The sequence below is a fragment of the Streptomyces sp. NPDC021020 genome, from assembly GCF_044333285.1.
Classification (GTDB): Bacteria; Actinomycetota; Actinomycetes; order Streptomycetales; family Streptomycetaceae; genus Actinacidiphila.
In genome coordinates this window covers 528,318-554,787 of sequence record NZ_JBIRQQ010000001.1, presented here as the reverse complement: position 1 = coordinate 554,787, position 26,470 = coordinate 528,318, and the positions used below count along the sequence as shown (strand labels likewise).

Sequence of the window (26,470 nt, the reverse complement as noted above, 5' to 3'; positions counted from 1 at the left end):
ACTGTAGACGGCGGGGGCGCCGCACCGCGCCCCGGAACCCCATTATGGGAGGGCTCCCCCGTCATGCTCCTGCCGATCGCCGCGCCACCACCCGTACCGGTCCCGCACGGGCCCGCCGCCCCCCTCGCGGTCAACGTCCTCGACGCCACCTCCCTCCTCTCCTCCTTCGGCGCCCTCGGCATCGCCGTCATCCTCTTCGCCGAGACGGGCCTGCTCGTCGGCTTCTTCCTCCCCGGCGACTCGCTGCTCTTCACCGCGGGCCTGCTGTGCGCCTCCGGCACCTCCGGCACGGTGCACCTCACCCTCTGGCAGGTGCTCCTCTCCTCCGTCGCGGGCGCGCTGCTCGGCGCGCAGACGGGGTACGTCCTCGGCCGCCACGGCGGCCCCGCGCTGCTCGCCAGGACGAAGAGCGCCCGGCTGCACGAGGGCGCGGCCCGCGCCACCGAACTGCTCGACCGCTACGGGCACGCCAAGGCCGTCGTCCTGGCCCGCTTCGTACCCGTGGTCCGCACCGTCCTCAACCCGCTCGCGGGCGCGCTCGGCGTGCCCGCCCACACCTTCGCCGTGTGGCAGGTCGCCGGCGGCACGGTGTGGAGCGCCGGGCTCGTCCTCGGCGGGTACGCGCTCGGCTCGTCCGTACCGCACGTCGACACGTACCTGCTGCCGATCGTCGCCGTCATCGTCGTCGTCTCGCTCGTCCCGCTCGCCCGCGAGGTGCTGCGCGGGCGCCGTGCGAGGACCGGGGAGGACATGTGACCGCCACCTTCGACGCCGGGCTCTACCGCTGGGTCGTCGGCCTCGCCCACCGCACCCCGGAGCCGCTCGACGACCTCGTCCGCGCCTTCAGCGACTACGGGCTCGGCATCTTCGCCGCGCTGATGCTCGCCGTGTGGTGGCGGGCGCGGGCCGCCGACGACCGGCGGATGGCCGCGGCGCTGTGCGTGCCGCTCGTCGTCGTCGCCGTCTTCCTCGTCAACGACGCGGTGAAGTCGCTCGTCGCCGAGCAGCGGCCCTGCCGCACGCTGCACATGACCGCGACCGTCGAGACCTGCCCCGGGCTCGGCGACTACGCCTTCCCGAGCAACCACTCCGCGATCGCGGCGGCCTGCGCCGTCGCGCTGCTGCTCGCCCGGCGGCGGGCCGGACTGGCCGCCGCGCCCGTCGCGCTGCTCATCGCGGCGTCCCGGGTGTGGATCGGCGTCCACTACCCGCACGACGTACTCGCCGCCCTCGCGCTGGGCGCGCTGGTCGCGTGGCCGCTCGCCCTGGCCTCCCGCCGCGCGGCCCCGCTCGTCGCCCGGCTGCGGGCGACCCGCTGGCGCGCACTCGTCAGCACGCCCGCGTAGGGGCGCCCCCACAGACGGCGGTCCCGTCCCGGACCCGTGTCGGCGGGGCCTGGGACGGGACCGCCTCCACCTGCCTCAGTAACGGTCGAGGATCGTCTGCGTCTTGAGGATGTCGCCGTGGTAGAGCCAGCCGTGCGCGTCGGCCACGGAGATGGCGTCCGCGTGCAACTGCGCGGCGTCGTCGTAGTCGTCGACCTTGAAGGAGACCTCGACGATGTACTCCGTGCCCGTGCCCGCGGCGTTCCGCACCGGCAGCACCTCGATGCTCGCGTCGTCCGAGGACTCCCAGGAGCCCTCCCACACCTGCGAGGTGACCGGGCCGTGCACGGCCGACGCCTGGAGCGTGTTCTTGCCCCAGTTCGAGGACTTCCAGTCCTCCAGCTTGCCGGGGATCTCGTTCACCAGCCACGACAGGCCCGTGCCCGCGGCGGGCATCGACGTCCCCGAATAGCCGCTGCCGCTGTGGCTCTTCTCGTCGCTGAAGCTCAGCGTCTGCTTTGCGTAGCCCCAGTCGACCTCGGCGTCGTAGTTGTCGTCGCTGCTGTCGAACCCGGCGGCGTTCGCGGTGTCGAGAGCCGCGTCGATGTCGCCGCCGGTCACCGGGAAGCGCTTCTTGTACGACTCCTCGAAGTCCTTGCCGGACTTGTGGCGCAGCCGTACGTCCCAGCCCTCGGCGTTCAGGGCCAACCCCGAGGTGTCGAAATACTCGTACGAGCGGGCCTTGGACGAACCGGAGATCCCGAAAGCGGACTTCACCGCCGAGGTCGGGGCGTGCGAGGCGTCCAGGGCGGACGCGGTGAGGTCGATCTTGACCTCGTAGGTCGGCTTCGCGTTCGACGCGGCGCTCGCCGGGGCGGCGGGCACGCATACGGCTGCGCCGCTGAGGGCGAGCAACGTCACGAGCAGGCGCCTGCGGCGGGCGTGGGAGGAAGTGGCCATGCCCGCACGGTGCCGCCCCCCGGCGAGCGGGGGGTTCACGCGGGGCGCCCCCCGCATGAACGCTTCACGTCACGCCGGGGGACGCCCCGTCAGGGGAGCTACGCGGGCAGGTGCGGGTCCGACGGGAGGGTCAGAGCGGAGTTGTAGGCGGTGTCGTCGCCCGTGACGGCGCGGCTGGGGGCGCCGGTCACGGAGACCGGGACGTCCCCGACGAGGGTGATGCGCTGCACCCGCCGCGCCTGGTCCCCGTAGTCCGCGACGGCGTAGTGCTGGGTCGCCCGGTTGTCCCAGAAGGCCACGTCCCCCGGCGCCCAGCGCCACCGCACGGTGTTCTCCAGCTCGGTGACGTGCGCCTGGAGCACGCGCAGCACGTCGCGCGAGTCCGCGCCCGTCCAGCCGACGAAGCGGCGGACGAAGCCGCCGAGGACGAGCGCCTTCTCGCCGGTCTCGGGGTGCACGCGCACGACCGGGTGCTCGGTGACGTACTCCGTGGAGGTGAAGACCTCCCGCCGCTTGCGTGCCTCGTCCGACTCGTCGCCGTGCCGCGCGTCGGCGACGTAGTCGTACGCGTTGGAGTGGACCGCCCACAACCGGTCGGCCAGCTCGCGCAGTTCGGCGGGCAGGGTGTCGCGGGCCCGGACGGTGTTGGCCCACACGGTGTCGCCGCCGTAGGGCGGGATGGTGACCGCGCGCAGGATCGAGCCGAGCGGCGGGTGCTGGACGAAGGTGACGTCGGTGTGCCAGTTGTTGGCCCGGCCGCTGCCGCGCGAGTAGTCGAGGTCGAGGACGGCCGGACTGCCGTCGAGGGAGGGGACGGTGGGGTGCGCGGCGGTGGGCGAGCCGAAGCGGCGGGCGAACGCCTCCTGGGAGGCGGCGTCCAGGTCCTGGCCGCGGAAGAAGACCACCTTGTGCGCGAGGACGGCCGCGCGGATCGCGGCGACCGTGCCCTCGTCGAGGTCGGACGCGAGGTCGACGCCGTCGATCTGCGCGCCGATGTTGCCTGCGACCTTGGTGATCGCCAGCTGTGTCGCGGTGGTGACGGTCATGTGCTGTCTCCTGTGGTCGAGTTGCGGGACAGGGAAGCGCGGCGGCGTCAGACCGGCGGCCTGCGCCAGCGCGAGAAGCGGTTCTCCAGGGCGACGAGGACCTGGTTGACCACCAGTCCGAGCAGGGAGATCGTGAGGATGCCCGCGTACATCTGCGGGATCTCGAAGTTGTACTGGTCGGCGTTGATGAGGTAGCCGAGGCCCGCCTTCGCACCGGTCATCTCGGCCGCGACGAGCACCAGGATCGACGCGGCGCCGGCCAGCCGGATGCCGGTGAAGACGGTGGGCAGGGCGGCGGGCAGCACGACCTTCCGGAAGAGCTGGAAGGGCCGGAAGCCCAGCGAGCGGGCGGACTTGATCAGCAGCGGGTCCACCGTCCGCACCCCGGCGATGGTGTTGAGCAGGATCGGCCAGGTGCAGGCGAACATCACCAGCGAGATCTTGGAGCTCTCGCCGAGGCCGAGCAGCAGCACGAACACCGGCAGCAGCGCCAACGCGGCGGTGTTGCGCAGCAGTTCGAGCAGCGGGTTGAGGAGTTCGGCGAGCAGCGGGTACCAGCCGATGAGCACGCCGAGCGGGATCGCGACCAGCACCGCGAGTGCCAGCCCGGCCAGCGAACGCACCAGGCTCGCTTCGAGGTTGGTCCACAGGTCGCCGCTGACGAGCAGCTGCCACCAGGCGTGCGCGACCTTCGAGAAGGGCGGCAGGAAGACGCTGTCGACCGCGCCGGTGCGCGGCAGCACCTCCCAGCCGCCGAGGAAGGCCGCGACCGCGACCGTACGGCGCAGCACCGCGAGCAGCAGCCGGCCGGTGGTGCGGACGGCCGCGCGGGTGCGGCCGGAGGTGGCGGCCGGGGTGCCGCGGGGGACGGCCCGCGCGGGGGCGTGCGCGAGGTCAGACATGGACGGCCTCGCTCTCGGTGCGCGCAGCCGGGGCGCCGGGGCGGGCGGCCGACTCGTCGCGCAGCAGGGACCAGATCTCGTGCCGGTGGTGGGCGAATTCGGGGCTGGAGCGCACGTCGCCGTCGGCGTCGCCGCGGCCGGGCAGGTCGACGGTGACGATCTCCTTGACCCTGCCGGGGCGGGCGGTGAGGACGGCGACGCGCTCACCGAGGTAGACGGCCTCGTCGATGCCGTGGGTGATGAAGACCACCGTCTTGCCGGTGCGCTGCCAGATCCGCAGCAGTTCCTCCTGGAGCGACTCGCGGGTCTGCGCGTCGAGCGCGGCGAAGGGCTCGTCCATCAGCAGCACCCCGGGGTCGAAGGCGAGGCTGCGGGCGATGGCGACGCGCTGCTTCATCCCGCCGGACAGCTCGTGCGGGTAGCGGTCGGCGAAGCCGTCGAGACCGACCAGCGACAGGTACTCGCGGGCCCGCTCGCGCCGCTCCCGGCGCGGCACCCGCTTGGCTTCGAGGCCGAACTCGACGTTGGCCTGCGCGGTGCGCCACGGCAGCAGGGCGTACTGCTGGAAGACCACCCCGCGGTCGAGTCCCGGGCCGCGTACGGGTTTCCCGTCCACCAGCACGCGCCCCGAGGTCGGTTCGGCGAGGCCGCCGAGCAGGTCGAGAAGGGTGGACTTGCCGCATCCGCTGGGGCCGACGACGGCGAGGAACTCGCCGGCCGCGATCTCCAGCGACACGTCCCGCACCGCCGCGAAGTCGGCCGAACCACCTTTGCGCGTACGGCCGTTGCGTGCGCCGCGCTCCTCCCGGACGGGGAAGCTCTTGGATACCTGCTCGAAGACGATGCCGCTGCTCACGTCACTCCTCGGGAGGCGTACGGATTGAACCGGTTGGTGTACAGCTGGGCGACGGGCGCCTCGTGGCGGCCGACGATGCCCTCGTCGACAAGCCGGTCCCGCCAGACCGTGAACTCCCGCTCCGCGATGACCGCGCCGCGCTCGGCGATGCCGTAGCCGAGCCAGAACCTCAGCTGCGAGGTGTCCTCCTGGCGCCCGCGGGCGGCGATGATCCGGGCGAACTCGGCGATCACCCGCTCGCGCGGCTGGGTCTGGCTCCACGCGACGGCCCGCGCGGTGCCCGCGACGACGGTGCGCACCGTGTCGGGGTGGTCGCGTACGAACTTGTCGCGCATCACGTCGCAGCCGCACGTGAAGGTGCCGAGCACCTGGTAGTCGGTGAAGACCGGGCGGATGCCGCCACGGGACAGCGCGAGGTCGCGCAGCGTCCCGCCGAGCACCGCCACGTCCAGCTGGCCGGACCGCAGCGAGGCCTCCGCACTGACCGGCGGCACCACGACCAACTGGGCGGCGTCGTCGGGCAGTCCGGCCTGCCGCAGCCGCAGCTTGAGGACGTCCTCGGTCTGGCCGCCGATGGTGTTGGCGCCGATGGTGCGGCCCGCGAGCTGCTTGACCGAGCGGATCGGGCTGTCCTCGCGGACGTAGAAGCCGCTCCAGATACGGGAGTCGATGCCGTAGTAGCCGTAGAGCGAGGTGATCGGGGCGCCCGCGGCGATCAGCCGGATGATCGCGCCGTTGAAGGCGCCGCCGATGTCGGTGTCGCCGGTCACCGTGGCCTGGATGTCCTGCGGGCCGCTGATGCTGTTGCCGATCCAGTCCAGTCTGACGTCGCCCAGGTAGCCCAGCGCCGCGGCCAGTTCGAGCGGTAGAACGGTGCCGACGCTGCCCTGGTAGCGGATCACCTTCCCGCCGCCACCACCCGCCGCGCGGGCCGGGCCCGCGCACGCCGCGGTCGCCGCGAGCCCCGCGGCGGCGCCGAGCCCCGCCAGCGAGCGCGCGAACAGCCGCCGCGGCAGGGCGCCGCCGGGCCCGGTCCCGGGGCTCAACCCGCCACCCCCGCCACCGGGTCGGTGTCCCGCGCGTACCGGTTCGCGGGCCGCGCGAGGCCGTAGTGCTCGCGCAGTGTGCTGCCCTCGTACGCCGACCGGAAGAGCCCGCGGGAGCGCAGGATCGGCACCACGTGCTCGGTGAAGGCGGTCAGGCCCGACGGCAGCAGGGGCGGCATGACGTTGAAGCCGTCGGCCGCGCCGCGTACGTACCAGGTCTCGATGTGGTCGGCGATGCGCTCGGGCGTGCCGACGACGACCTGGTGGCCGCGCCCGCCGCCGAGCCGCCCCACGAGCTGCCGCAGGGTGAGGCGTTCGCGCTCGGCCAGGTCGCGGATCAGCTCGAAGCGGCTCTTCGCGCCGTTGATCGCGGTCACCGGCGGCAACGGCGGCAGCGGTTCGTCCAGCGGGTGCGCGCTCAGGTCCACGCCGAGGACGTCCCCGAGCACGCTCACCGCCCGGTGCGGCACGATCAGCTCGTCCAGCTCCCGGTCCAGGGCGCGGGCCTCGCGGTCCGTCGAGCCGATGACGGGGACGATGCCCGGCAGGATCACCACATGCCGCGGGTCGCGCCCGAGCGCCGCCGCCCGCCGCTTGAGGTCGGCGGAGAACTCCTGCCCCTCCTCCAGGGTCTGCTGGGCGGTGAACACCGCCTCCGCCCAGCGCGCCGCGAAGCCCCGCCCGTCCTGCGAGGACCCGGCCTGCACCAGCAGCGGGTGCCCCTGCGGCGGGCGCGGGATGTTCAGCGGGCCCCGCACCCGGAAGTGCCTGCCCGCGTGGTCGATCGTGCGCACCCGGTCCGGGTCCGCGAACGTGCCCGACGCCCGGTCCAGCAGCAGCGCGTCGTCGTCCCAGCTGTCCCACAGCGCGGTCACGACCTCCAGGAACTCGTCGGCGCGCTCGTAGCGCACCGCGTGCTCCTGGTTGGCGTCGCGGTTGAAGTTCCGGGCCGCGAGGTCGCCCGCCGACGTCACGATGTTCCAGCCCGCCCTGCCGCGCGAGATGTGGTCGAGCGAGGCGAACTGGCGTGCCAGGTTGTACGGTTCGGTGAACCCCGTGGACACCGTGCCGATCAGGCCGATCCGGCTCGTCACGGTCGCGAGCGCCGCCAGCAGTGTGAACGGTTCGAAGTGGCTCGCCAGGCTGTGCGCCGTGTCCGGCCGCGCCTCCACCCCGTCGGCCAGGAACACCGAGTCGAAGCCGGCCGCCTCCGCCTCCCGGGCCAGGCCCTGGAAGTGGCCGATGTCGGCCAGCCGGGCCGGGTCGGTGGCCGGGTGCCGCCAGGCGGCCTCGTGGTGGCCCACGCCCATCAGGAACAGGTTCAGGTGCAGCACGTGTCGACTCCCGGGGAGTTGTCTCGATGAGGGGGGTGCGCACGCCCACGGAACCGGCCGGGGCGGGAAGGGAGAGCCGCGCGAGGGGCGGCGGGTACGCGTACGCCCACGTCAGGGGGCGGCAGACCGCCGGGCAGGCCCTGCGGGACGGGAGCGTCAGGCGGACGCGCGGCCCGGGCGACACCCGAGGCCCGCGAAGTGGTGGAGCCGGAAGGCGTTGACCGCCTCGCGCCCCGCGGCGGCGGACATCGCCGCCACCGTCGCCGTGCTCCGCTCGTCCATACCCCGATTCTCCGGGCCCCCCGCAACCGCGGCAATGATTTCCGACGCGGTGGAAGGAATCCTCACCGCGGCCCCCGCCGCACCGTCCGCAGCGCCATCGGCCCCCGGTACACCGCGTCCAGCACCGCCGCACCCGCGGCCACACCCAGCACGTCCCGGCCGAAACTCGTCGGCACCACCACCTGCGCCGCGTCCCGCGCCAGATGCGAGCGCACCGCGACCTCCCGGTGCACATCGGCCAGCAGCTCCGGCAGCCGGATCACCGCGGCCTCGGTGAGCACCAGCACGGACGGGTTGATGACGTCCAGCAGCAGCGCGACGCCGTGCGCCACCGCCCGCAGGCGCTCGCGCAGCAGCCGCAGCGCGGTGGCGTCCCCCGTCTCCGCGCGGTCCAGCAGCAGCGTGAAGTCGGGAGCCGCGATCAGCCCGTCCGCGTGCGCCTGCCGGGCCAGCACACGCTCGGAGACCGCCGCCTGGAAGCAGCCGTGCCGCCCGCAGGAGCAGCGCGCGACACCGCCCGGCACCGGCAGGTGCGCGACGTCCCCGGCGCCCGAACGCGGCCCGCGCAGCATCGTGCCGCCCGCGGTGATCGCGGCGTCCACGACGTTGCCGACGAAGAGGTGGACGATCTCCGAATGCCCGCGGCCCGCGCCGAACAGCAGCTCCGCACGGGCCAACGCCCGTGCGTGCCCTTCGAGATGGACCGGCAGCCGCACGCCGCCCCCCGCCGCTCCGCTCAGCGCCCGGCGCACCGGCACGTCCCGCCAGCCCAGCGGGGCGTGCTCGACGACGGTGCCGCTCTCCGCATCCACCCAGCCGCCGGTCACCACGCCGAGCCCCAGCGGCGAACGCCCCCGCGCGTGCGCCGCCAGGAACCCCGGCAGCCGGCGCCGGATCCCCGCCAGCACCTCGGGGGCGTCGCCCTGGCGTACGTGGCGGCGCTCCGCGACCACCCGGCCGCGCAGGTCCACCAGCGCGAACGTCACCCACGGCACGCCGATGTGCACGCCGAGCGCGACATGCCGCGTCGTGTCGATGTCGACCAGCAACTGCGGCCTTCCCGCCCGCGGCGGGCCCGCGGGCGGCGGCAGCTCCCGCAGCAGCCCCAGCCCGGCGAGGGCCGCGGTGTGCCGCGACACCGCGGCGGGGCTCAGCCCCGTCCGCCCGGCCAGCGCGGTCCGCCCCAGCGGCCCGTACCGCACGACCGCCCTCAGCACGGCACCCGCCCCGCCGCCCTCCCCTTCCCCGGCCACCGGCGACGCCACCAGCGGCGGACCGCTCAGCCGGGGCGAAGGTGGCAGAGGCATGCCCCGATGCTCGCAGGGCCCTGACGGGCGGTCAACGAACGCGTGTTGCGGCCGTATGGCGATCCTGCGAACGCCTCCGGCGGGGCGGGTGCGTGACGCTCCGGGGTGCCCCCGGGGCTGCTTTGCACGACCTTCCCGCCGCGGGGGTGCCCGCGCCTGCGGCGCGGGTGTTTCCCACCCCCACCACCCGTGCGGGTAGGAGCAGGAGTTGCGGTCTCCCTGTGGGGCGCATTCGCCGTCGGGGGCGAACCGCAGTCCCTCACACACCCACCCCCACCGGCAGGCAGCCGCCAACGCTCCCGGGAGGGGGACGGTGCGGGGTGCCCCCGCAGGAATGCGCACGCAAGACCCGCCACCTACGGCATGAGGTCACACGCGCATTCCGAGGAGGTGCCCCGTGCCGGCACCCGACCCCACCCCCCGGGAAAGGGCGCGATGCCCCGCCGGGTACACCAGGGGCGCGAGGAACTGCGCGACCAGCCCCCGCCTAGGGAAGGTCGCGCAACGAACCGCAACCCACCGCCCCGGAGCGGAAGCCTCAGCCCCGCAACGCCGCAAGGCGACGAAGCGCCGCCCCCGCGCCGGAGGCGAGTGCGTGGGCCTCGGCCCGGTAGTGGTCGGTGATCAGCGCGTCGACGTCGGCGAACGTCAGCGACGGATGCAGCCGCGCCGTGAGGCGGTTCATGTCCCGGTAGGACCCCTGGAGTTGGAAGGGCTCGCCCTCCGACTCCCCCGCCACCGCCCCGATATATTCCGCGTTGACCGCAAGCAGTACGTCCCGCACCCGCAGCGCCTGCCGCAACACGGCTACCACGGCGTCGAGTTCGTCCGGCTGGTACGGATGCGCCAGCGCGTCCGCCCGCGCGGTCGGGTCGTCCGCGGCGAGCCGCAGCAGCACCGCGAGGTCCCCGCGGTCGCGCCCGGCCAGCGGGGCAAGGACCGCATTCGCGGTGAGCGCGTTCTCGACGTAGCTCAGCGCGAAGACGTCCTCCCGGCCGCCGAGCACGTCCCCGAGGTTCCAGACGTCCGCCCGGTTGGCGAGCATGTCGGGCACCCGGAAGAGCGTGCCGGATTCGGTGTACGGGTTGCCGGACATGCAGACGGCGAACCGCTTGCCGCGCAGCTCGAACGTGCCGCCGGGTCCCTCGATCCGCCGCGTCGCGTCGCACAACGGGATGAACTTCTGGAGGAGTTCGGCCGAGGTGTGCTGGATGTCGTCGAGGTGCAGCAGCACGTTCGTGCCGAGCGAGAGCGCGAAGACGAGCTTCTCGACCTCGCGGCGGGCGGTCGCGTCGGGTGCGCGCTCGGGGTCGAGGGAGGTCACGCCGGTGCCGAGGGCCGGGCCCGAGACGGTGACGAGCGCGAGCCCGAGGCGGGCGGCGACGTATTCGACGAGGGTCGTCTTCCCGTAGCCGGGCGGCGACAGCAGCATGAGCAGGCCGCCCGCGGAGCCGAACTGCTTGGCGAGGCTGTCGCCGACGAGCGGGAGGTAGACCTCGTCGATGAGCCGGTTGCGGACGAAGCCGGTGAGCGGCCGCGGCCGGTACGCGGCGAGTCCGAGCCGCTCGCGCTCGGCGGTGACGACGGCGGTGCGGTGCCGCTGGTAGGTGCGGTAGGCAGGGACGTCGTCGGCCTCGAAGCGGCGGACGCGGGTGAGGAGTTCGTCGAGGCGGAGGGTCAACGTGCCCTGCTGGATGCGCGGATGGGAGCCGAGCAGGCCCTCGACGGTGGTCTCGACGGGGCCGCCCGCCGGGTAGCTGTCGCCGGGGCACAGGAGCGCGGCCGCGGCTTCGAGGTGGTCGCCGTGCGGCCCGGCGAAGGGGGCGAGCCAGCCGAGGGCGAGCTGGCGGCGGGCGGCGAGGTCGCCGCCGAGCGCGTCGAGATCGCCGAGCACGTCCTTGTACGGGACGGCGTCCGTCCCCCCGAGCGCGTCCGCGAAGCGCCGGGAGATCTCGCCCGCGGCGGCCCCGGCGACGAAGCCGGGCTGCTCGGCGGCGAGTTCGGCGACGAGGTACTCGCCGAGGAGGTCGGCGTCCCCGGCCGGAAGCCCGGCGGACCCGAGGAACTCCCCGGCGGCGCCTCCCAGTTCGGAGCCGAGCGCGTCGAGCGCGTCCGTCCCGACCGCACCGGCCCCGAAGGCCGCGGCCCGGGTGAGCGAACGCGCCCGCGTCGTCCACGCGGCCCGCGACGCGGGAGTGGTCCCGTACTCCCAGTACAGCCGCGCGTCGGCCCGCACCCCCGGCGGATACCGCAGCAGCCCGGCACCGGAAGCGAGTTCGCCGAGCGCGGCCAGCAACAGCGCGGCGTCATGATCGTGCACCCCGCGCTGATACCCCTCGTCGACCCGCGCGGCAACGGCGTCCCGCACGAGCGCCTCGACGTCGCCCGAGGCGCCCGCGGCAGCGCCGCCGAACCCGGCCACGGCACCCGACCCGCCCGGCGAACCGGCACCCAGCGCGGTGCCACCCGCACCAAGCCCCAGCCCGGCGGCAGCACCGGCAACGGCACCGCCCGCACGGGCGGCACCCCCGGCGCCGGGCAAGGCGCGCAGGAGCAGGCTCGCCGCCAGGTATTCCGCGCGGTAGAGGGTGGGGGTCTCGGAGACGAGGGGGCGGTGCCAGAAGCGGCGGGTCTCGGTGAAGGCGGGGTCGGTGACCGGGGAGAGGTAGTCGGTGCCGGTGACCGTGAAGGCGAGGGCGTCGGCGTGCGGGACGAGGGCGAGGTCGAGGGGCTGGGTGTTGACGGCGAAGCGGTGGCGGCCCAGCCGGATGGTGGCGCCGCCGTCCTCGTAGAGGTCGGTGCGGTCGCGCAGGGTGCGGGCGGTGTCCTGGCGGGCGGCGGCGAGGGAGTCCGCCAGCTCGGCCGCCTTCGCCGGGTCGCCCAGGGCCCGCAACTCCTCGCCGATACGGCGGTGCTCGGCGGCCAGCGGGTCCGCCGCGAAGAGCGTGTTGACCTCGTCCGCGGAGGCCAGCGTGGCCGCGCGGCGGCGGATCGTGTCGAGGATGCGGTCCGCCGACGCGGCGAGCCGGGCCGCGCGCTGGGCCCGCTCGTCGGCGAGCGCCTGCCTGCGGGCGGTGAGGGTCTGCTGGATCTCGTCCCGGCGCTCGGCGAGCGCGGCGATGCGCTCGGGTTCCGCGGCGAAACGCGTCGTCAGGCTCTCGACCTGCACGAGCAGCCGCCCGAGGTGCAGGTCGCACGCCTCGGGGGTGTCCGCGGCGGCGAGCGCGCCGCTCACGCTCTGCGCCAGCAGCGCGCTCTCCGCGGCGAATTCGGCCGCGCTCTCCGCGCCGAGCAGATCGCGGCGGCGGGCGTCGAGGACGGCGCGGGCGCGGTTGACGGCGCCCAGGACGTCCGCGGCGGAGGCCAGGATGCGGGTGCGGACGGTCGCGTCGGAGATCTCCAGGCCGCCCGCGGTCTCCGTGACGGTCGCCAACCCGGCGGCCAGCGCGTCGAGTTCGGCGGTGAGCGCGTCGCCGCCCGCCGCTGTCGCCAACTCGCCCGCGCGGGTGGCGAGATCGGCGGCCCGGTCGCGGAAGGCGTCGAAGGCGTGCTCGTCGGCGAAGCTTTCGGCGGCGCGGGCCGCCGCGTCGGCGAGGTCGTCGGTCAGGGACGCGGCGAGGTCGTCGAGGCGCGCGAGGTCGGCGTACCGCGTCTCGCGGAGGGTCGCCAACCGACCCTGTGCGGCGCGCAGTTCGCCGAGCTTCTCGACCCACTCGGCGGCGGAGGCGTCCCGCGTCTCGCCCCGCACCCGCCGTACGAGCCCGGTGACGTACGCGGCGACCTCCTCGACAGCCGCCGCGGCCCGCGCGGTCGCCTCCCGCACCCGCGCGTACTCGGCGAGCACGGCCCGCGCGGTGTCCCGCACGGCGAGCAGCGGCCCGGCGAGATCCCGCCCCCCGGCGCGGCCCGCCCCGGGGTCCGCCCCCGCCGCGGAATCGACCACCCCCGCCACCGCGGAACCGGCGCCCGTACCGGCGCCGCCCCCCGCGAGGGAGCTAGCGCCCGGCGCAGAGCCGGAAGCACCACCTGCGCCCGGCGCCGAGCCGGAATCGGCCGCCCCCGCCGTGCCGGGCGCAGCCCCGTCCGCCACCGCGGGTCCCGCCGCCGTACCGGCGCCACCCCCCGCGAGGGAGCCCGCCCCCGGCGCGGAGCCCGAAGCGCCACCCGCACCCGGCGCCGAGCCGGAAACACCGCCCGGCGCCGAGCCGAAAGCAGCGCCCGGCGCGGAGCCGGAAGCACCGCCCACGCCCGGCGCCGAGCCGAAAGCACCCCCCGGCGCGGAGCCCCAAGCCCCACCGCCCGGCGCAGCCGTACGCTCCTGGCCCGTGTCGACGTCGATGTCGGCGAGCCAGTGGTGGCGGTCCAGGACGCGGTCGCAGGATGCTGCCAGCGCCTCGTAGACCGCTGCGCCCGGGGCGGTCTCCAGGGCGGCGCGGGCCACCGACAGCGCGTCGGAGACGGCGCGGACGAGGTCGGGGTTGCCGATGCGGGCGAGCGGGCCGTCCGCGGCGGGGCGGGAGGCGGCCCAGGTGTCGCTGACGAAGGGCGTGGACCAGCGCTGGAGGGTGTGGACGCGCGCGGGCTCGTCGCCGTCGGCGGGGCGCAGCGTCAGGAGCGTGCCGTCGTCGTGCAGGGCCCAGCCGCGCGCGGTGAGCGGGGCGGCGACCTCCTTGCGGACGAGGTTGTACGGGAGCAGCAGCCTGCGGCCCTCGGCGTGGAAGACGTAGAGCACGTCCTCGCCGTTCGCGGAGCGCACGAGCCGCTCGAACTCCAGCCGCTCGCCCGCCGTTTCGAGGTCGAACGTGCGGGTGCCGCCGGTCGCGAGGGCGTAGCCGCCGGGGAAGACGACGCCCTGCTCCTCGGGCAGCCGCAGGCACGCCTGGCCGAGCGCGTCGATGCGATCGACCTGCTCGGTGCGGGTGTTGACGGCGAAGTGCCGCGCGGCTTCCTCGTGGTAGGGGCGGATGCGCAGCAGCACCAGCGGTTCGGCGTCGGCGAAGTGGACTTCGGCGTCGGCGAGCGACTGGAGCGCGTCCTCGACGGGCTCCTCGTACGTCGTGTCGCCGACGCGGATCGTGAGGGTGCCGCCGGTGGGGTCGACGGTGACGCCGCCGATCGCGAGGTGCGGCTGCCTGCCGGGCACGTGCGTCTCGCGTCCGGCGGGCGTCCACTCGACGGTGTGGCCGCCGCCGTCGTAGGCGGGGGTGTCGCGGGTGGTGCCCTCGTACGCGCAGGTGCCCGCCGCCTCGTCGACGCGCCAGGCGAGCGCCTTGACGTCGGCCGCGGAGGGGCCCGTGCGGAAGACGGCGAGCAGCCGCCCCTCCGCGGCGCGCAGCCGCAGCAGCCGGGTCTGCCGGTAGTAGCGGTGGAGCTCGCGGAATTCCCGGACGAACTGCGGGTCGTCGAGCAGGCCGGGTACGGGGGCGTCGCCGTCGCGCAGCCGCAGGACGTCGCCGACGTCCGTGACCTGCGCGGGGTTCGACGCGAAGAGCAGCCGCCCGGCGACGGGGGCGATGTCCGCGGGCAGCGCGGGCTGCTCCGTCGCGACCCGCTCGCTGCCCGCGAGCCGCACCTCGCCGCCCCCGAACACCGCCTGTCGCGCCGCGTTCAGCGCCCCGGCCCGCGCCCCCAACTCCCGTGCTGCGGCCCCCAACCGCCCCCGCAGCACCTCGTAGGCGTCGGCGTCCAGCCGATCCCCACCGGCGCCCCCGGCGGCCGACGCCCCCGCCGTACCCACGCCACCGCCACCGGTGCCGGACGCCTGCGCGGCGCCCGTACGGCGGGACGCACCACCCGCCGTTCGCCCAACGCCCGAACCGGCCCCCCCGGGCGCGCCCGCCGTACCGCCGCCCGCCGGGGCACCCGCATCCCCCGGCGCGCCCGCCAGGGCGCCCCGCTGCTCGCCGCTCATCGTCCGCCGACCGCCTTACTTCGTCGCCGTCGCGGTCCCGTTGGCCGTGGCCTTGGTCAACGGGAGCTTGGGCTCCTGGAGTTGGGCGAGCAGGTGCGCCAGCACGGTCGCCGCGTTGCCGTTGCCGACGTTCGTGCCGTTGCCCGCCGCGAGGGCGGTGAGGACCTTCGTCGCGTCGTCCGTGAAGCTGCCGGAGTCGTCGAGCCAGCCCGCGCCCAGGGTGCGTACCGTCTCGGAGTTGGCGACGAAGCTGTCGACGCTGCGGCCCGCGGAGACCGCGCCCAGCAGGCGGTCGAAGAAGACGGTGTCGCCGCCGACGATCTGGATGTCGGCCTTCTCCAGGCCGGTCGCCAGCACCGTGGCCTGCGCCTCGGCGATCTGCCGCTGCGTCTCCAGGCCCGCGAGGCGGACGTCCTTCTCGGCGGCCAGCCGCAGCCGGTATTCCTCGTGGCCGCGTGAGGCCTCGTCCAGCGCGGCCATCGCCGCGGCCTTCTCGGTGAGGCCCGCGGCCTCCGCCTTGAGGCGGCCGCCGATGAGCGCGGCCTCGGCGGCGGCCTGCGCGGTGACGCCGTCCGCGTCCGCGAGGGCCTTCGCCTTGGCGCCCTCCGCCTCGGCCTTCAGGCGCGCGGCGATGCCCTGCGCCTCGGCGGCGCCGATCTTGCTGATGGCGGCCGCGCTGCGCTCCTGCACCTCGACCTCGGCGAGCCCGGCCGCGGCGGCCTCGGCGCGCAGGCCCTCGGCGAGCCGGATCTTCGCGGTGGCGTCCAGCTCGGACGCGGCCTTGCGGGCCTCCGCCATCGTCAGCGCCTCGCGCGCCTTGTGCTGCGCGGCCTGCTCGGCGGCCTCGGCCGCCTTGATGTCCTTGACGAGCTGCTCCTGCGCCTGCGCCTCCGCGGTGATGACGAGCGCCTGCCGCTCCCGCTCGGCCTCCTGCACCAGCCGCAGGGCCTTGATGGACTCCTCCTGCTCGGCGACCGTCCGCTCGACGGCGATCCGCTCCCGCACGACGTCGGCGACCTCCCGGCGCTCGCCCTCGACCTCCTTCTCCTTGGAGATACGGGCGAGTTCGGTCTCCCGCTCGCGCGCGATGACCTCCAGGACGCGATCCTTCTCGATGCGCTCGTTCTCCACCGCGATGACCCGCTCGCGGTTCTTCTGCGCGACCGCGATCTCCCGCGCCTGGTTCTCCCGCTGCACCCCGAGCTGCTCCTCGGTGCGCAGGAACGCGCCCTGCGCGCCCAGCCGTTCCTCCTCGGCGACCTTCGCGGTGGTGGCCTCCTCCTTCGCGCGCAGCGTCTCGACCTCGCGGCGCTGCCGGATCTCCGCCTCGGCCTGCCGCCGTTCCAGCTCCAGGATGGTCTCCCGGGCGTCGACGTTCTGCCGGGTGATCTCCTTCTGCTCGGTGCGCTCGTACTCGTTGGTGCGGACGTGCTCGATCGCGGTCAGCTCGGTGATCTTCCGGATGCCCTGCGCGTCCAGGATGTTGGCGGGGTCGAGCTGGGTGACGGGCGTCTGCTCCAGGTAGTCGATCGCGCAGTCCTCCAGGTGGTAGCCGTTGAGGTCGGTACCGATGACCTGGATGATCTGGTCGCGGAAGTGCTCGCGGTGGGTGTAGAGGTCGACGAAGTCCAGTTGCTTGCCGACGGTCTTGAGCGCCTCGGAGAACTTGGCGCTGAAGAGCGCCTGCAACGTCTGCTGGTGGCTGGCCCGTTCGGTGCCGATCGCCTGCGCGACCTTGATGACGTCCTCCTTCGTCTTGTTGACCCGGACGAAGAAGGTGAGGTGGATGTCCGCGCGGATGTTGTCCTGGCAGATCAGGCCCTCGCGGCCGGTGCGCTGGATCTCGATGGTCTTGACCGAGATGTCCATCAACTCGGCGTTGTGCAGCACCGGGAGGACCACGGCGCCGGTGAAGGTGACGTCCACCTGCCGGGTCCGGGAGATGATCAGCGCCCGTCCCTGCTCGACCTTGCGGAAGAGCTTGCTGATGGTGAAGAGCACTCCGACGGCGATGAGCGCGAGAACGGCGACGAGCACGCCGATCCCGATGGCAGTGGCGTCCATGGTGGATCCTTCGGTTTCCTCAGACGGTCGACGGGTCGGTTGACGCGCCACCCGGCACGTCGAAAGGCGCGACCCAGAAGAACTCGCCTTCGGGGTCGTAGTCGTAGAGCAGCGCGGTGCTGCCGGCGGTGAAGGTGTCGTCGCCGTGCTGCCGCACCTGGACGACGGCGGTGGAGCCGTCGGGCGCGGCGACCTCGGCCTGCCCGAAGTGTGCGGTGACGCGGCCGGTGCGGACGACGCACACCCGGCCGGTGAAGTCCGCGCGGGAGGGCGGCCGCACGTCGGGGAAGAGCCGGCGCAGCGGCCGTACCAGGACCCAGGTCGCGCACCACGAACCGACCAGCGCGGCGCCGGCCACGGCTGCGTACAGCAGCGCGCGGACGGGCGCGGTCGGAATGTCGGCGGAGCGGACGGCGGCGGAGCCGGCCAGGCTCAGGAACCACGCGAGGGCGACGAGCAGCGACAGCACGACGGTGACGGGCACACCGCCCAGACCCGCGGCGGCCAGCAGCCCGGCCCCGCCGCCGTGCCCGGACCCGTGGTCGGATCCGTGGCCGGATCCGTGGCCGGATCCGTGGTCGGTGAGGTCATGGCGCCCCCCGACGCCATGACCTCCGTGCCCCCCGATCCCCCCGTGGGCCTCCCCCAAGGCCCCGTGCTCCCCGTAACCCCCCGTTCCCCCGTGCCCACCGGCTGCGCCGTGGTGGTGCCAGGGGCCGTGCGCGTCGGCGCCGCCGACGACCACGAGCCCCCAGAACGCCACCACGGCCACCAGAGCGCCGGTGAACACCACGGTCGGAAACCCCAGGACGACGCCGGCGAACTCTTCCATGTCCCCCTCCGCCTCCCCCGTGCGGTGCTTCCGATCCCCGCGGAGATCGTCGCAGGGCGGGCAGGGGCCGGGCATTTCCGCTTCCCGGCAGACTTCACCGGGCGATCACGTCCGGAACGTGCGGGAACCGAACGCGAAAGGCCGCCGTCCGCGGGAAGACGCGGACAGCGGCCTGACGTGTGCGGGGCCCGAGGTGTGCGGGGCCGGACGGGGCTCAGGCCTGGGCGAGGCCCGCCTCGATCTCCAGCGCGATCTTGATCTTGTCGCTGACGGCGGCACCCGCGGCGCCGCCCGTCACGCCGAACTCACCGCGGCTGATCTCGGTCGCGGCGGAGAAGCCGGCCACCGGGTTGCCGTCGAAGCCCTTGCCGAAGCCGTTCAGCTCCAGGGTGAGGGTCACGGGCTTGGTCACGCCGTGCAGCGTCAGCTCGCCGTCGACCTCGAACAGCTCGGAGGTCTGCGGGCGGATCCCGGTGGAGGCGAAGGTCAGCTCCGGGTGCGCCTCGACGTCCAGGAAGTCCGCGCCGCGCACGTGGGCGTCACGGGTCTCGTTGTTGGTCGAGATGGAGTTGGTCTTGATCACCGCGTTGACGCTGGACTCCAGCGGGTCCTCGGCGGTGACGATGGTGCCCTCGAAGGCCGCGAAGTGGCCGCGGACCTTCGAAACACCGAGGTGCCGGACGTAGAAGGACACGTCGGAGTGCACGGTGTCGATCGTCCACGTCCCGGCGACATAGCCGTCGATCACTTCGGTCTGCGTGCTCATGGCGGAAACTCCTTGGGACGGATCATCAGAGCAGGTGGTGATTGAAACCTCAGTAACCATAACTCGCTGGTGTTGAGAGTTCAACCACCTTTATAGTGGACCTATGGACGATGTGCGATGGCTGAGCGCGGACGAGCAGGACATCTGGCGGGCCTACCTGTCCGCCAGCGTCACCCTCGCCGCGCATCTGGACCGGCAGATGCGGCAGGAGGCGGGTATGCCGATGGCGTACTACGAGATCCTGGTGCGCCTCTCGGAGGCGCCGCACCGCCGCCTGCGCATGAGTGAACTCGCCGACGCGTCGCTCTCTTCCCGCAGCCGCCTCTCCCACGCGGTGGCCGCGCTGGAGCGCAACGGCTGGGTCGAGCGGCGTCCCGCCGACGGCGACCGGCGCGGCTGGGTCTGCGCGCTGACCTCCGCCGGGTACGAGGCGCTCGCCGCAGCGGCGCCGGGGCACGTCACGACCGTACGCGAACACCTCTTCGACGTCCTGACACCCGAGCAACTCGCTGCGCTCCGCCAGATCGGGCAGGCCATCACGGCGGGGCTCCAGCCGGCCTGCGAGGCCGCCCGCGCGGAAGAGCCGCCCTGCGACGAGTGACCCGCCCCCTCGCGCGAGCGGTCAGGTCCAGCCGAGCAGGCGGGCGCCGAGGGCCGCGGTTTCCAGGGTGTAGCGCTGGAGGGGGTCGTCCGGGGCGAAGCCGGTGAGGGCGGCGATGCGCTCCAGGCGGTAGGCGAGGGCGCGCACGCTGAGATCGAGGCGGCGTGCCGCCTCCGCGTTGACGTAGCCGGAGGCGGCGTACGCGGAGATGGTCTCCAGCAGGGGCGCGGCCCCGCCGCGGGCGTCCCGCAGCGGCCCGAGCACGGACTGCACGAGGTCGGACATCGCGGCCCGGTCCCGCATGAGGACCGGGAAGACCAGCAGGTCGGCCGCCAGCAGGACGCGCGGTTCGAGGGCCAGGCGCTCCGCGAGGTCCAGCGCGCTGAGCGCCTCCTCGTAGGAGCGCACGACACCCGCCGCGCCGCTGTGGGCGCGGCTCACGGCGACCCGGCCGCCGTCCTCCTCCGCGGCTGCGAGCTTCACGAAGGCGTCCAGCACCGGCTGCTGCTCGGTGGGCACGACGCACACCAGCCGCCCGTCCTTGGGCACGACGAGCGCGTCGTGGTCCCCGAAGCGGCCCGCCAGCTCGCGTTCGACGCGCCGCAGCAGCGGATGCCGCTCGTCGTAGGGCTCGCCCGGCGCCGCGGCCACGACCACGGTGTGGCGCTCGGCGAGCCGCAGCCCGAAGCGTTCGGCCTGCTCGGCGATCCGGCCGGGGTCGCTGCGGCCGTACAGCAGGTCGTCGACGAAGGCCCGCCGCTCGGCCTCGGCGCGGCGCACCGCGTGCCGCTGGGCCCGCGCGTGGCCCTCGGCGAGCGCGTGCACGCCCGCCTCCAGCGCGGCCAGCACCGCGGCTCCGGTACGGCGCAGGTCCCCGGGGTCGCGGGCGCCGGTGACGCCCGGCAGCGTGGCCCAGGCCCGGCGGGCGGCGGCCAGATGCCCGGCGGTCAGCTCGCGCAGCCCTATCCCGGCGTCGGCGGCCTGCTCCCCGAGCACCCGGCGGCTCTCGCGCTCGGCGCGGGTCAGCGTGCGGCAGCTGAGGGAGACGTCGGCCAGGGCCTCGGAGAAACCGGCGAGGAATTCCGCGGGGACGCCGTGCCCGTGCCCGTGCGTGGGCGCGCCGGCACCCGTCGTCGTGCCCGTGCCCGTCGCCACGTCCCCACCCCTGCCCGTCCCCATGACCGCCGGTTGCCGTAAGCCGGACACGGAGAACCTACCAACGCTGCCGGATCCCGGAAACGTCGGGGCGCCCACCGGCTCCCGCCCCCGGACAGCACGGAACCCCGGACGGCCGCGGCCGTCCGGGGTTCCGGGTGCTGCTTCGGGCGCTGCCCGGTGCTACTGCGCCGTCGTCGACGCCTGCGGGGACGCCGCCGGGGCGGCCTCCTGCGCGGTCACGACGTCACTCGGGGTGATGGCCTCGGGCGCCGGCGTCGCCGTGGACGTCGGCGCGCTGCTCGCGGCGGCGCCGCCGTCGTCCGACTTCATGGCCTTGGCCTCGGACTTCAGGATGCGCATCGACTTGCCGAGACCGCGCGCGGCCTCGGGAAGCTTCTTGGACCCGAACAGCACGATGACGACGATCGCCACCACGATCAGGTGCCACGGCTCCAGCCCGTTTCGCAACATGGGATCCTCGTTTCGCTCAGGGTCCGACTACCTCTTACGTCGGCGCCTCGACTCGCATTGTCACCCGAGAGCAGCCGCAAGCGGCACCCGGGTACTCAAAGCATGCGCAAAAAGCGCGTGAACGGGAAGACCCTCAGGTCTGGCGCCTCGGCCGCACATGTGCGACACGCCCCCCGAACGGCGCCGGTCAGAGTGCCGGACCCGGGATCGACGGAGGCAGTGTCGCGGCGAGATCTTTCCAGACGTCGTCGACGGCGATACGTATGAGGTCCGCCTGGTCCAGCAGGAAGTCGTCCGGTGCCCCGCGCATGGAGCCGCGCTCCTCGACAGCGACGGCGTAGTGGTCCTTGTAGAACCACACGGAGATGCGCGGGGGGTTGTGGAACCCGTCCTTGGTGAACTCGGGGGTCGCGGTGATCACGAGGGAGCCGCCCTTCGCCGGGAGCACACTGCACTCCGCGGGCGGGGTCGGCGAGGGGCACGTGGCGTCGCCGGAGTCGGCATTGCCGACGGAGACCCCGACCTCGTAGGAATCCAGATCCCCCTGGAGGAGGGCGTACGCGGACGGGGGGGCGGGGTGTGCCCCCGTACGCGGCGGCTCATCCATGACGTTCGTCACAGGACCGGAGGGCAGCCGCGAGGTCAGGGCTGCGGACATCTCCTCACCGCTCACGACAGGGCGCGTCGTCGCCGGGGGCAGCACGTCGGCCGGGCCCCCGGGGCGCGGCAGGACCGCTGCCGCCGTCACCCCGCCGACCACGACCAGGACCAGCGCCACCGCCCCCGCCACCACCCCCGCCGTCCGGCGGCGGCGGAGTCGGCGGCCTCTGGCGTGGCCCGCGGCCACCAGCGCCGACGGGTCGTCGGGGGTGAAGGCCTCGGCCGCGTGCCGCAGCGTCGCGTTGAGGCGGTCTTCGAAGTCCACGTGCATCGGGGTGCCCTCACAAGGCGCGGAGGAAGGTACGGGGTGGCGTGGTCAGTGCTCGACCAGGTCGGGCAGCGCGTCGCCGAGTTCGGCGCGCAGGCGGTCCAGCGCGCGGAAGGACCGGGTCCGGATCGCCCCCGGGCTCACACCGAGCGCGGCGGCCGTCTCCTCGGTGCTGCGGTCCTCCCAGTAGCGCAGCACCAGGACGGCCCGGTCCTTCGGGCTGAGCCGGGCCAGCGCGGCGAGCAGTACGACGCGCAGGTGGGGATCGTCGGCCGCGTACGCCGGGCGCGGTGGCGGCTCCACCGGTTCCGCCGTGGGGCGCTCCCGGCTGCTGCGGCGGCGCTGGTGGGTGAGGAAGTTCCGGACGAGGACCGTCTGGGCGTACGCGGCCGGGTTGTCGAGTCCGGCGCGGCGGCGGCCCCAGACGACGTACATCCGGCCCAGCGTCTCCTGGACGAGGTCTTCCGCCAGGTGGGTGTCGCCGCCGGTCAGCAGGCACGCCGAGCGGTAGAGCGGGCCCGTGCGCGTACGGGCGAATTCGAGGTACTCCTCGGTCTGTGCTGTACGCACCGCGTGCGGCCCCCTCCGGATGAAGCGCTCACGTCATGAAGACGTTTCGGCCCGCCCGGTGCGTTACACCCCCACGCGCCCCTCAGCCCTTCTTCCCGCTGCCCCGCAGCATGCTCGCGGTCGCCGCCAGCAGGCCCATCGCCGCGGCGGCGGTGAAGACGATGACGAGGCCGTGGTGGAAGGGGGCGGAGATGAGGTTCGGGAAGAACTCCTTGCCGGTGAGGACCGCGCGGTTGTGGGCCGGGAGGGTGGGGAGGACGCCGCTGGGGCCCAGCAGGGTCTGGACGGGGTTGATGCCCAGGAAGGCGGAGAAGACCGTCGAGACCGGCGGCAGCGCCGCGGCCTGCGCCGCGGTGGAGGCGGGGACGCCCTGGGCCTGGAGGCCGGAGGAGAGGGCCGCGGGGAGGCGGTCGGCGAGGCCGACGATGAGCAGCGAGAAGAAGATGCCGATGGACAGCGACATGCCGCTGTTCTGGAACGTGGACCGCATCCCGGACGCGGCCCCCCGGTGCGTGTTCGGCACGCTGCTCATGATCGCCGAGGTGTTCGGCGCCGAGAACATCCCCGAGCCCATCCCGTTGCACATGATGAGCAGCGCGAACGCCCAGTACGGGAAGGTGATCGGGAGCAGCAGCAGCCCCACGAAGCTGCTGCTGAAGAGCACGAGGCCGCCGGTGGTGAACAGCCGTACGCCGTAGCGGTCGGACAGCCAGCCGCACAGGGGTCCGGCGATGAGGAAGCCGGCGGTCAGGGGGAGCAGGAAGATGCCCGCCCACAGCGGGGCGTCCTCGAAGTCGTAGCCGTGCAGCGGCAGCCAGATGCCCTGGAGCCAGATGATCAGCATGAACTGCAGGCCGCCGCGCGCGATCGACGCGAGCAGCGAGGCGGCGTTGCCGGCGGTGAAGGCGCGGTTGCGGAAGAGCCCGAGGTTGAACATCGGGTCCGCGACGCGGGATTCGATGGCGCAGAAGGCGATCAGCAGCACGCTGCCGCCGATGAGCCCGGCGAGGACCTTGGGGCTGGTCCAGCCCATGGTGTGGCCGGCGTAGGGCTGGATGCCGTAGGTGATGGAGATGAGGATCGCGCCGAGTCCGGCGGCGAAGGTGAGGTTGCCCCACCAGTCGATACGGGACCGGGTGCGTGCCGAGGTCTCGCGCAGCGAGCGGTAGGCCCAGATAGTGCCGAGGATGCCGACGGGGACGTTGACCCAGAAGACGGCGCGCCAGTCCCACGCGGACAGCAGCCCGCCGAGGACCAGGCCGATGAACTGGCCGGACAGCGCGGAGATCTGGTTGATGCCGAGCGCCATGCCGCGCTGGTGGGCGGGGAAGGCGTCGGTGATGATCGCGGCGGAGTTGGCCATGAGCATGGAGCCGCCCAGTGCCTGGACCACGCGCCAGCCGATGAGCCACAGCGCGCCGGACGGCCCGAGGAAGGGGTCGAAGGACAGCGCGACGGAGGCGAGGGTGAAGACGACGAAGCCGAGGTTGTACATCCGCACCCGGCCGACGATGTCGCCGAGCCGCCCGAGCGTGACCACCAGGACCGCGGTGACCAGCAGGTAGCCCATGATCATCCACAGCAGGTAGCTGATGTTGCCGGCCGCGAAGGGGTCGAGGTGGATGCCGCGGAAGATCGCCGGCATGGAGATGATCACGATGGAGGAGTCCACCGTGGCCATGAACATCCCGAGGCTGGTGTTGGACAGCGCGACCCACTTGTAGCGGTCGGGACGCTCCCCGGTCGCGGTGGCGCCACCGCTGCCGCCGCCTTCGGCGAGGTGTATGTGCGCGGGCTCAGACACGCCGGGTGATCCTCTCCAGCAGGGGGAGGGCCGCCGCGAGGGTGGCCTGTTCCTCGGGGGTGAGCTCGTCGGTGATGGCGCGGGTCAGCCGCCGGCCCTTCTCCTGGCGGGAGCCGCGCAGACCCGCGCGTCCGGCCTCGGAGACGGTGACGACGATGCGCCGGCCGTCGCGGGGGTCGGGCTCGCGGGTGACGAGGCCGCGCTCGTACAGCCGGGCGACGATGGTGGCCATGGACTGCGGGCGGATGCCCTCGGCGGTGGCCAGCTCCGAGGCGGTCGCGGGGCCCTCGCGGTCCAGCCGGACCAGGGCCGAGGTCTGCGAGAGGGTCAGCTCGTCGCTGGGCTTGAACTGCCGCAGCCGCCGTACCAGCGGGCCGAGCGCGGCCCGCAGGTCGGCGGCGAGCCGGGCGGGGGTGCCGGGCTCGTCCGGCAGGTCGGGCTCGGCGGGTGCCGCGGCCGAGGGGGGCAGGCCTTCCGGGGCGGCGGGCGGAGGGCCCGCCGCGTCCTGGTGCGTGTCCGAGCTGCCGCTGGGCTCCATGATTCTCAGTATAAACTGTTCAGTCCGTCCTTATGGTAGAGATGGCGGCATGACTGAAGCCTCTGCTTCCTCCGCTCACCCGGCCTACCCAGCCGACTTCCCGGACACCTCCGCCGGGTCCCTCTTCGCCACCACGACCACGGTCGCCGGCCACGGCGGCGACGAGATCGAGGCGTATCTCGCCCGCCCCGCGGGCTCCCGCAGCCGCGGCGGTGTCGTCGTCATCCACCACCTTCCCGGCTACGACCGCGGCACCAAGGAGTTCGTGCGCCGTTTCGCCGAGATGGGCTACGACGCGATCTGCCCCAACCTCTTCCACCGCGAGGCCCCCGGCGCCGCCCCCGACGACGCGGCCGCCGTGGGCCGCGCGGCCGGCGGCGTCCCGGACGAGCGGCTGGTCGGCGACGTGGCCGGCGCCGCCGCGTACCTGCGCGCGCTGCCGTACGCCAACGGCCGGATCGGCGTCATCGGCCACTGCTCCGGCGGCCGCCAGGCGGTGCTCGCCGCCTGCCGGCTGGACGACGTGGACGCGGCCGTGGACTGCTACGGCGCCTTCGTCGTCGGCGAGGTGCCGGAAGGCATGAACATGAAGGTCACCCCGCTCGTCGCGGACCTGCCGAACCTGGGCGCGCCGCTGCTGGGCCTGTTCGGCAACGAGGACAAGTACCCGAGCCCGGAGCAGGTCGCCGAGCTGGGCCAGATCCTCACCGAGCACGGCAAGGACTTCGAGTTCCACTCGTACGACGGCGCGGGCCACGCCTTCTTCGCCACCCACCGCCCGAGCTACGACGTCGCCGCCGCCAACGACGGCTGGGAGCGTATCGAGGCCTTCTACGGCAGGCACCTCGCGCCGGCGGAGGGCTGAGCGGCATGTGCACGTACACCACGATCAAGGACGTCGTCGACGGGAGCGCCAAGCCCGGTCCCGACGGCGGGTGGTTCCACGTCTCGGACGTGACCGTCTACTTCGACCACCCCGTGCACGCGATGGCCGAGCACACGCTCAACATCGACTTCACCGACCCCTCGCGCGGCCCGGCCGCCCGGGTCGCCCTCGAACTCACCGCGGAGTCCGCGGTGCGCCTGGTCGAGGCGATCCAGGCCGCGCTGGACGCGGTCCCGAAGGAGATGCGGGTCTGACCTTGCGGCGCCGCGCACGAAAGGGGCGCGGGGAACGTGCTGTTCCCTGCGCCCCTTCCGGCGGGGCCGTGCCGCGTCAGCGGCGGGCGCTGCGGTCTGCTGCCGCTTCGCTGCGGGCCGCGGCCGCCTCGCTGCGGTACGCCGCGCGGGAGCCGCGCTTGCTGCCGCCCATCATGCCGAGCCCCATCGTGGCCAGCCCGAGCGCACAGGCGACGCCGCCGACGATCGCGTTGTTGACGATCGTGTGGGTGACGGCCGCGTTCGGTCCGGCGATCGCCCAGGGCGCGACGATCGTCCACGCGCCGATCGCGATGGCGCACCAGCCGAGGCCGACGGTCCGCTCCAGCACGGAGCCGAAGCCCATCGCCAGCACGGCGAGCGCGATACCGGTGATCAGGTTGCTCACGCGCAGGCCGGTGAACCCGGTGAAGTTCACCACCCACGGCGAGATGGCGAGGTAGAGACCGGTCAACAGGCACAGGCCCTCGATCAGCCCCGAGATCGGCTTCGCAGAGGCCTCGGCGTAACGGCCGCGCAGGGCCATCAGGTCGGGATGGGTGTCGATCTGCGATGTCGAGTGAGTCGAATCGGTGGCCATTCGAGCCACCTCCTTCGCATTGCAGAGTGCA

General features: G+C 73.9%; 24 protein-coding genes. 5 read left to right on the top strand and 19 right to left on the bottom strand.

What is annotated here, in order from left to right; genetic code table 11:
• Positions 1-63 precede the first annotated feature (63 nt).
• Both ACH4SL_RS02455 and ACH4SL_RS02450 read left to right on the top strand, forming a co-directional pair.
• Complete coding sequence (locus ACH4SL_RS02455; RefSeq protein ID WP_398441463.1) at positions 64-756, top strand: DedA family protein; 693 nt, start codon at positions 64-66, stop codon at positions 754-756.
• Entirely contained in the window at positions 753-1,346 is a 594-nt protein-coding gene (locus tag ACH4SL_RS02450; protein ID WP_398441462.1) for a phosphatase PAP2 family protein, read from the top strand. The genes ACH4SL_RS02455 and ACH4SL_RS02450 overlap by 4 nt, the downstream gene beginning before the upstream one ends.
• Before the next feature lie 75 nt (positions 1,347-1,421).
• Here ACH4SL_RS02450 and ACH4SL_RS02445 read toward each other — a convergent pair whose 3' ends face one another.
• The 12 genes from ACH4SL_RS02445 to ACH4SL_RS02390 all read right to left on the bottom strand — a co-directional run bounded on the left by ACH4SL_RS02445 (position 1,422) and on the right by ACH4SL_RS02390 (position 18,631).
• Positions 1,422-2,285, bottom strand: a complete 864-nt coding sequence (locus tag ACH4SL_RS02445; RefSeq protein WP_398441461.1) for a hypothetical protein — start codon at positions 2,283-2,285, stop codon at positions 1,422-1,424.
• 98 nt (positions 2,286-2,383) lie between these two features.
• Positions 2,384-3,331: a TauD/TfdA dioxygenase family protein gene (locus ACH4SL_RS02440; RefSeq protein ID WP_398441460.1), complete on the bottom strand. Its 948-nt coding sequence runs from the start codon at positions 3,329-3,331 to the stop codon at positions 2,384-2,386.
• Positions 3,332-3,378: 47 nt separating this feature from the next.
• Positions 3,379-4,233: an ABC transporter permease gene (locus ACH4SL_RS02435; protein ID WP_398441459.1), complete on the bottom strand. Its 855-nt coding sequence runs from the start codon at positions 4,231-4,233 to the stop codon at positions 3,379-3,381.
• Complete coding sequence (locus tag ACH4SL_RS02430; protein WP_398441458.1) at positions 4,226-5,089, bottom strand: ABC transporter ATP-binding protein; 864 nt, start codon at positions 5,087-5,089, stop codon at positions 4,226-4,228. The genes ACH4SL_RS02435 and ACH4SL_RS02430 overlap by 8 nt, the downstream gene beginning before the upstream one ends.
• Positions 5,086-6,135 (bottom strand): ABC transporter substrate-binding protein, encoded by a 1,050-nt coding sequence (locus ACH4SL_RS02425; RefSeq protein ID WP_398441457.1) that lies wholly within the window; start codon positions 6,133-6,135, stop codon positions 5,086-5,088. The genes ACH4SL_RS02430 and ACH4SL_RS02425 overlap by 4 nt, the downstream gene beginning before the upstream one ends.
• Positions 6,132-7,469 carry an LLM class flavin-dependent oxidoreductase gene (locus ACH4SL_RS02420; protein WP_398441456.1) on the bottom strand — a complete coding sequence of 446 codons (1,338 nt, stop codon included), beginning with the start codon at positions 7,467-7,469 and terminating at the stop codon, positions 6,132-6,134. Before ACH4SL_RS02420 ends, ACH4SL_RS02425 begins: the two co-directional genes overlap by 4 nt.
• A gap of 156 nt (positions 7,470-7,625) precedes the next feature.
• Positions 7,626-7,751 (bottom strand): hypothetical protein, encoded by a 126-nt coding sequence (locus ACH4SL_RS02415; RefSeq protein ID WP_398441454.1) that lies wholly within the window; start codon positions 7,749-7,751, stop codon positions 7,626-7,628.
• Between the two features lie 62 nt (positions 7,752-7,813).
• Positions 7,814-9,058 carry an ROK family protein gene (locus ACH4SL_RS02410; RefSeq protein WP_398441453.1) on the bottom strand — a complete coding sequence of 415 codons (1,245 nt, stop codon included), beginning with the start codon at positions 9,056-9,058 and terminating at the stop codon, positions 7,814-7,816.
• A 538-nt stretch (positions 9,059-9,596) separates the two neighbouring features.
• A complete protein-coding gene (locus ACH4SL_RS02405; protein ID WP_398441452.1) occupies positions 9,597-14,795 on the bottom strand; it encodes a DNA repair ATPase in 5,199 nt (1,732 codons plus the stop codon).
• 189 nt (positions 14,796-14,984) lie between these two features.
• The gene (locus ACH4SL_RS02400; protein WP_398441451.1) at positions 14,985-17,033 is read right to left on the bottom strand and encodes a flotillin family protein; all 2,049 of its coding nucleotides are present in this window, start codon (positions 17,031-17,033) and stop codon (positions 14,985-14,987) included.
• A gap of 19 nt (positions 17,034-17,052) precedes the next feature.
• Positions 17,053-17,865: a hypothetical protein gene (locus ACH4SL_RS02395; RefSeq protein ID WP_398441450.1), complete on the bottom strand. Its 813-nt coding sequence runs from the start codon at positions 17,863-17,865 to the stop codon at positions 17,053-17,055.
• A 214-nt stretch (positions 17,866-18,079) separates the two neighbouring features.
• On the bottom strand, positions 18,080-18,631 hold the full coding sequence (locus ACH4SL_RS02390) for a YceI family protein (protein ID WP_398441449.1): 552 nt from the start codon (positions 18,629-18,631) through the stop codon (positions 18,080-18,082).
• A 103-nt stretch (positions 18,632-18,734) separates the two neighbouring features.
• Between ACH4SL_RS02390 and ACH4SL_RS02385 the strand changes: the two genes are divergently transcribed.
• Positions 18,735-19,232: a MarR family winged helix-turn-helix transcriptional regulator gene (locus ACH4SL_RS02385; RefSeq protein ID WP_398441448.1), complete on the top strand. Its 498-nt coding sequence runs from the start codon at positions 18,735-18,737 to the stop codon at positions 19,230-19,232.
• A 21-nt stretch (positions 19,233-19,253) separates the two neighbouring features.
• On the opposite strand, the gene ACH4SL_RS02380 is transcribed toward ACH4SL_RS02385, so the two are convergent.
• From ACH4SL_RS02380 to ACH4SL_RS02355, 6 genes are all read right to left on the bottom strand, one after another.
• Positions 19,254-20,387, bottom strand: coding sequence for a PucR family transcriptional regulator (locus ACH4SL_RS02380; protein ID WP_398441447.1), 1,134 nt, complete (start codon positions 20,385-20,387; stop codon positions 19,254-19,256).
• A 183-nt stretch (positions 20,388-20,570) separates the two neighbouring features.
• Positions 20,571-20,861: a Sec-independent protein translocase subunit TatA gene (tatA, locus tag ACH4SL_RS02375; protein WP_398441446.1), complete on the bottom strand. Its 291-nt coding sequence runs from the start codon at positions 20,859-20,861 to the stop codon at positions 20,571-20,573.
• 187 nt (positions 20,862-21,048) lie between these two features.
• Positions 21,049-21,786 carry a hypothetical protein gene (locus ACH4SL_RS02370; RefSeq protein ID WP_398441445.1) on the bottom strand — a complete coding sequence of 246 codons (738 nt, stop codon included), beginning with the start codon at positions 21,784-21,786 and terminating at the stop codon, positions 21,049-21,051.
• A 51-nt stretch (positions 21,787-21,837) separates the two neighbouring features.
• Positions 21,838-22,359 carry a SigE family RNA polymerase sigma factor gene (locus ACH4SL_RS02365; RefSeq protein ID WP_398441444.1) on the bottom strand — a complete coding sequence of 174 codons (522 nt, stop codon included), beginning with the start codon at positions 22,357-22,359 and terminating at the stop codon, positions 21,838-21,840.
• An 82-nt stretch (positions 22,360-22,441) separates the two neighbouring features.
• A complete protein-coding gene (locus ACH4SL_RS02360; protein ID WP_398441881.1) occupies positions 22,442-24,046 on the bottom strand; it encodes an MFS transporter in 1,605 nt (534 codons plus the stop codon).
• A 109-nt stretch (positions 24,047-24,155) separates the two neighbouring features.
• The gene (locus ACH4SL_RS02355) at positions 24,156-24,701 is read right to left on the bottom strand and encodes a MarR family winged helix-turn-helix transcriptional regulator (RefSeq protein WP_398441443.1); all 546 of its coding nucleotides are present in this window, start codon (positions 24,699-24,701) and stop codon (positions 24,156-24,158) included.
• 49 nt (positions 24,702-24,750) lie between these two features.
• Between ACH4SL_RS02355 and ACH4SL_RS02350 the strand changes: the two genes are divergently transcribed.
• Complete coding sequence (locus ACH4SL_RS02350; protein ID WP_398441442.1) at positions 24,751-25,566, top strand: dienelactone hydrolase family protein; 816 nt, start codon at positions 24,751-24,753, stop codon at positions 25,564-25,566.
• A gap of 5 nt (positions 25,567-25,571) precedes the next feature.
• Positions 25,572-25,841, top strand: a complete 270-nt coding sequence (locus ACH4SL_RS02345; RefSeq protein WP_398441441.1) for a DUF6295 family protein — start codon at positions 25,572-25,574, stop codon at positions 25,839-25,841.
• A gap of 76 nt (positions 25,842-25,917) precedes the next feature.
• Here ACH4SL_RS02345 and ACH4SL_RS02340 read toward each other — a convergent pair whose 3' ends face one another.
• Complete coding sequence (locus tag ACH4SL_RS02340) at positions 25,918-26,439, bottom strand: SPW repeat protein (protein ID WP_398441440.1); 522 nt, start codon at positions 26,437-26,439, stop codon at positions 25,918-25,920.
• Positions 26,440-26,470 lie beyond the last annotated feature (31 nt).

Bases quoted from the DNA above. Each gene is read 5' to 3' on its own strand.
- ACH4SL_RS02345 (WP_398441441.1), top strand. From the start codon at position 25,572: ATGTGCACGTACACCACGATCAAGGACGTCGTCGACGGGAGCGCCAAG.
- ACH4SL_RS02400 (WP_398441451.1), bottom strand. From the start codon at position 17,033: ATGGACGCCACTGCCATCGGGATCGGCGTGCTCGTCGCCGTTCTCGCG.
- tatA (WP_398441446.1), bottom strand. From the start codon at position 20,861: ATGTTGCGAAACGGGCTGGAGCCGTGGCACCTGATCGTGGTGGCGATC.
- ACH4SL_RS02445 (WP_398441461.1), bottom strand. From the start codon at position 2,285: ATGGCCACTTCCTCCCACGCCCGCCGCAGGCGCCTGCTCGTGACGTTG.
- ACH4SL_RS02340 (WP_398441440.1), bottom strand. From the start codon at position 26,439: ATGGCCACCGATTCGACTCACTCGACATCGCAGATCGACACCCATCCC.
- ACH4SL_RS02355 (WP_398441443.1), bottom strand. From the start codon at position 24,701: ATGGAGCCCAGCGGCAGCTCGGACACGCACCAGGACGCGGCGGGCCCT.
- ACH4SL_RS02415 (WP_398441454.1), bottom strand. From the start codon at position 7,751: ATGGACGAGCGGAGCACGGCGACGGTGGCGGCGATGTCCGCCGCCGCG.
- ACH4SL_RS02455 (WP_398441463.1), top strand. From the start codon at position 64: ATGCTCCTGCCGATCGCCGCGCCACCACCCGTACCGGTCCCGCACGGG.
- ACH4SL_RS02360 (WP_398441881.1), bottom strand. From the start codon at position 24,046: ATGTTCATGGCCACGGTGGACTCCTCCATCGTGATCATCTCCATGCCG.
- ACH4SL_RS02395 (WP_398441450.1), bottom strand. From the start codon at position 17,865: ATGGAAGAGTTCGCCGGCGTCGTCCTGGGGTTTCCGACCGTGGTGTTC.
- ACH4SL_RS02435 (WP_398441459.1), bottom strand. From the start codon at position 4,233: ATGTCTGACCTCGCGCACGCCCCCGCGCGGGCCGTCCCCCGCGGCACC.
- ACH4SL_RS02410 (WP_398441453.1), bottom strand. From the start codon at position 9,058: ATGCCTCTGCCACCTTCGCCCCGGCTGAGCGGTCCGCCGCTGGTGGCG.
- ACH4SL_RS02390 (WP_398441449.1), bottom strand. From the start codon at position 18,631: ATGAGCACGCAGACCGAAGTGATCGACGGCTATGTCGCCGGGACGTGG.
- ACH4SL_RS02385 (WP_398441448.1), top strand. From the start codon at position 18,735: ATGGACGATGTGCGATGGCTGAGCGCGGACGAGCAGGACATCTGGCGG.
- ACH4SL_RS02440 (WP_398441460.1), bottom strand. From the start codon at position 3,331: ATGACCGTCACCACCGCGACACAGCTGGCGATCACCAAGGTCGCAGGC.
- ACH4SL_RS02350 (WP_398441442.1), top strand. From the start codon at position 24,751: ATGACTGAAGCCTCTGCTTCCTCCGCTCACCCGGCCTACCCAGCCGAC.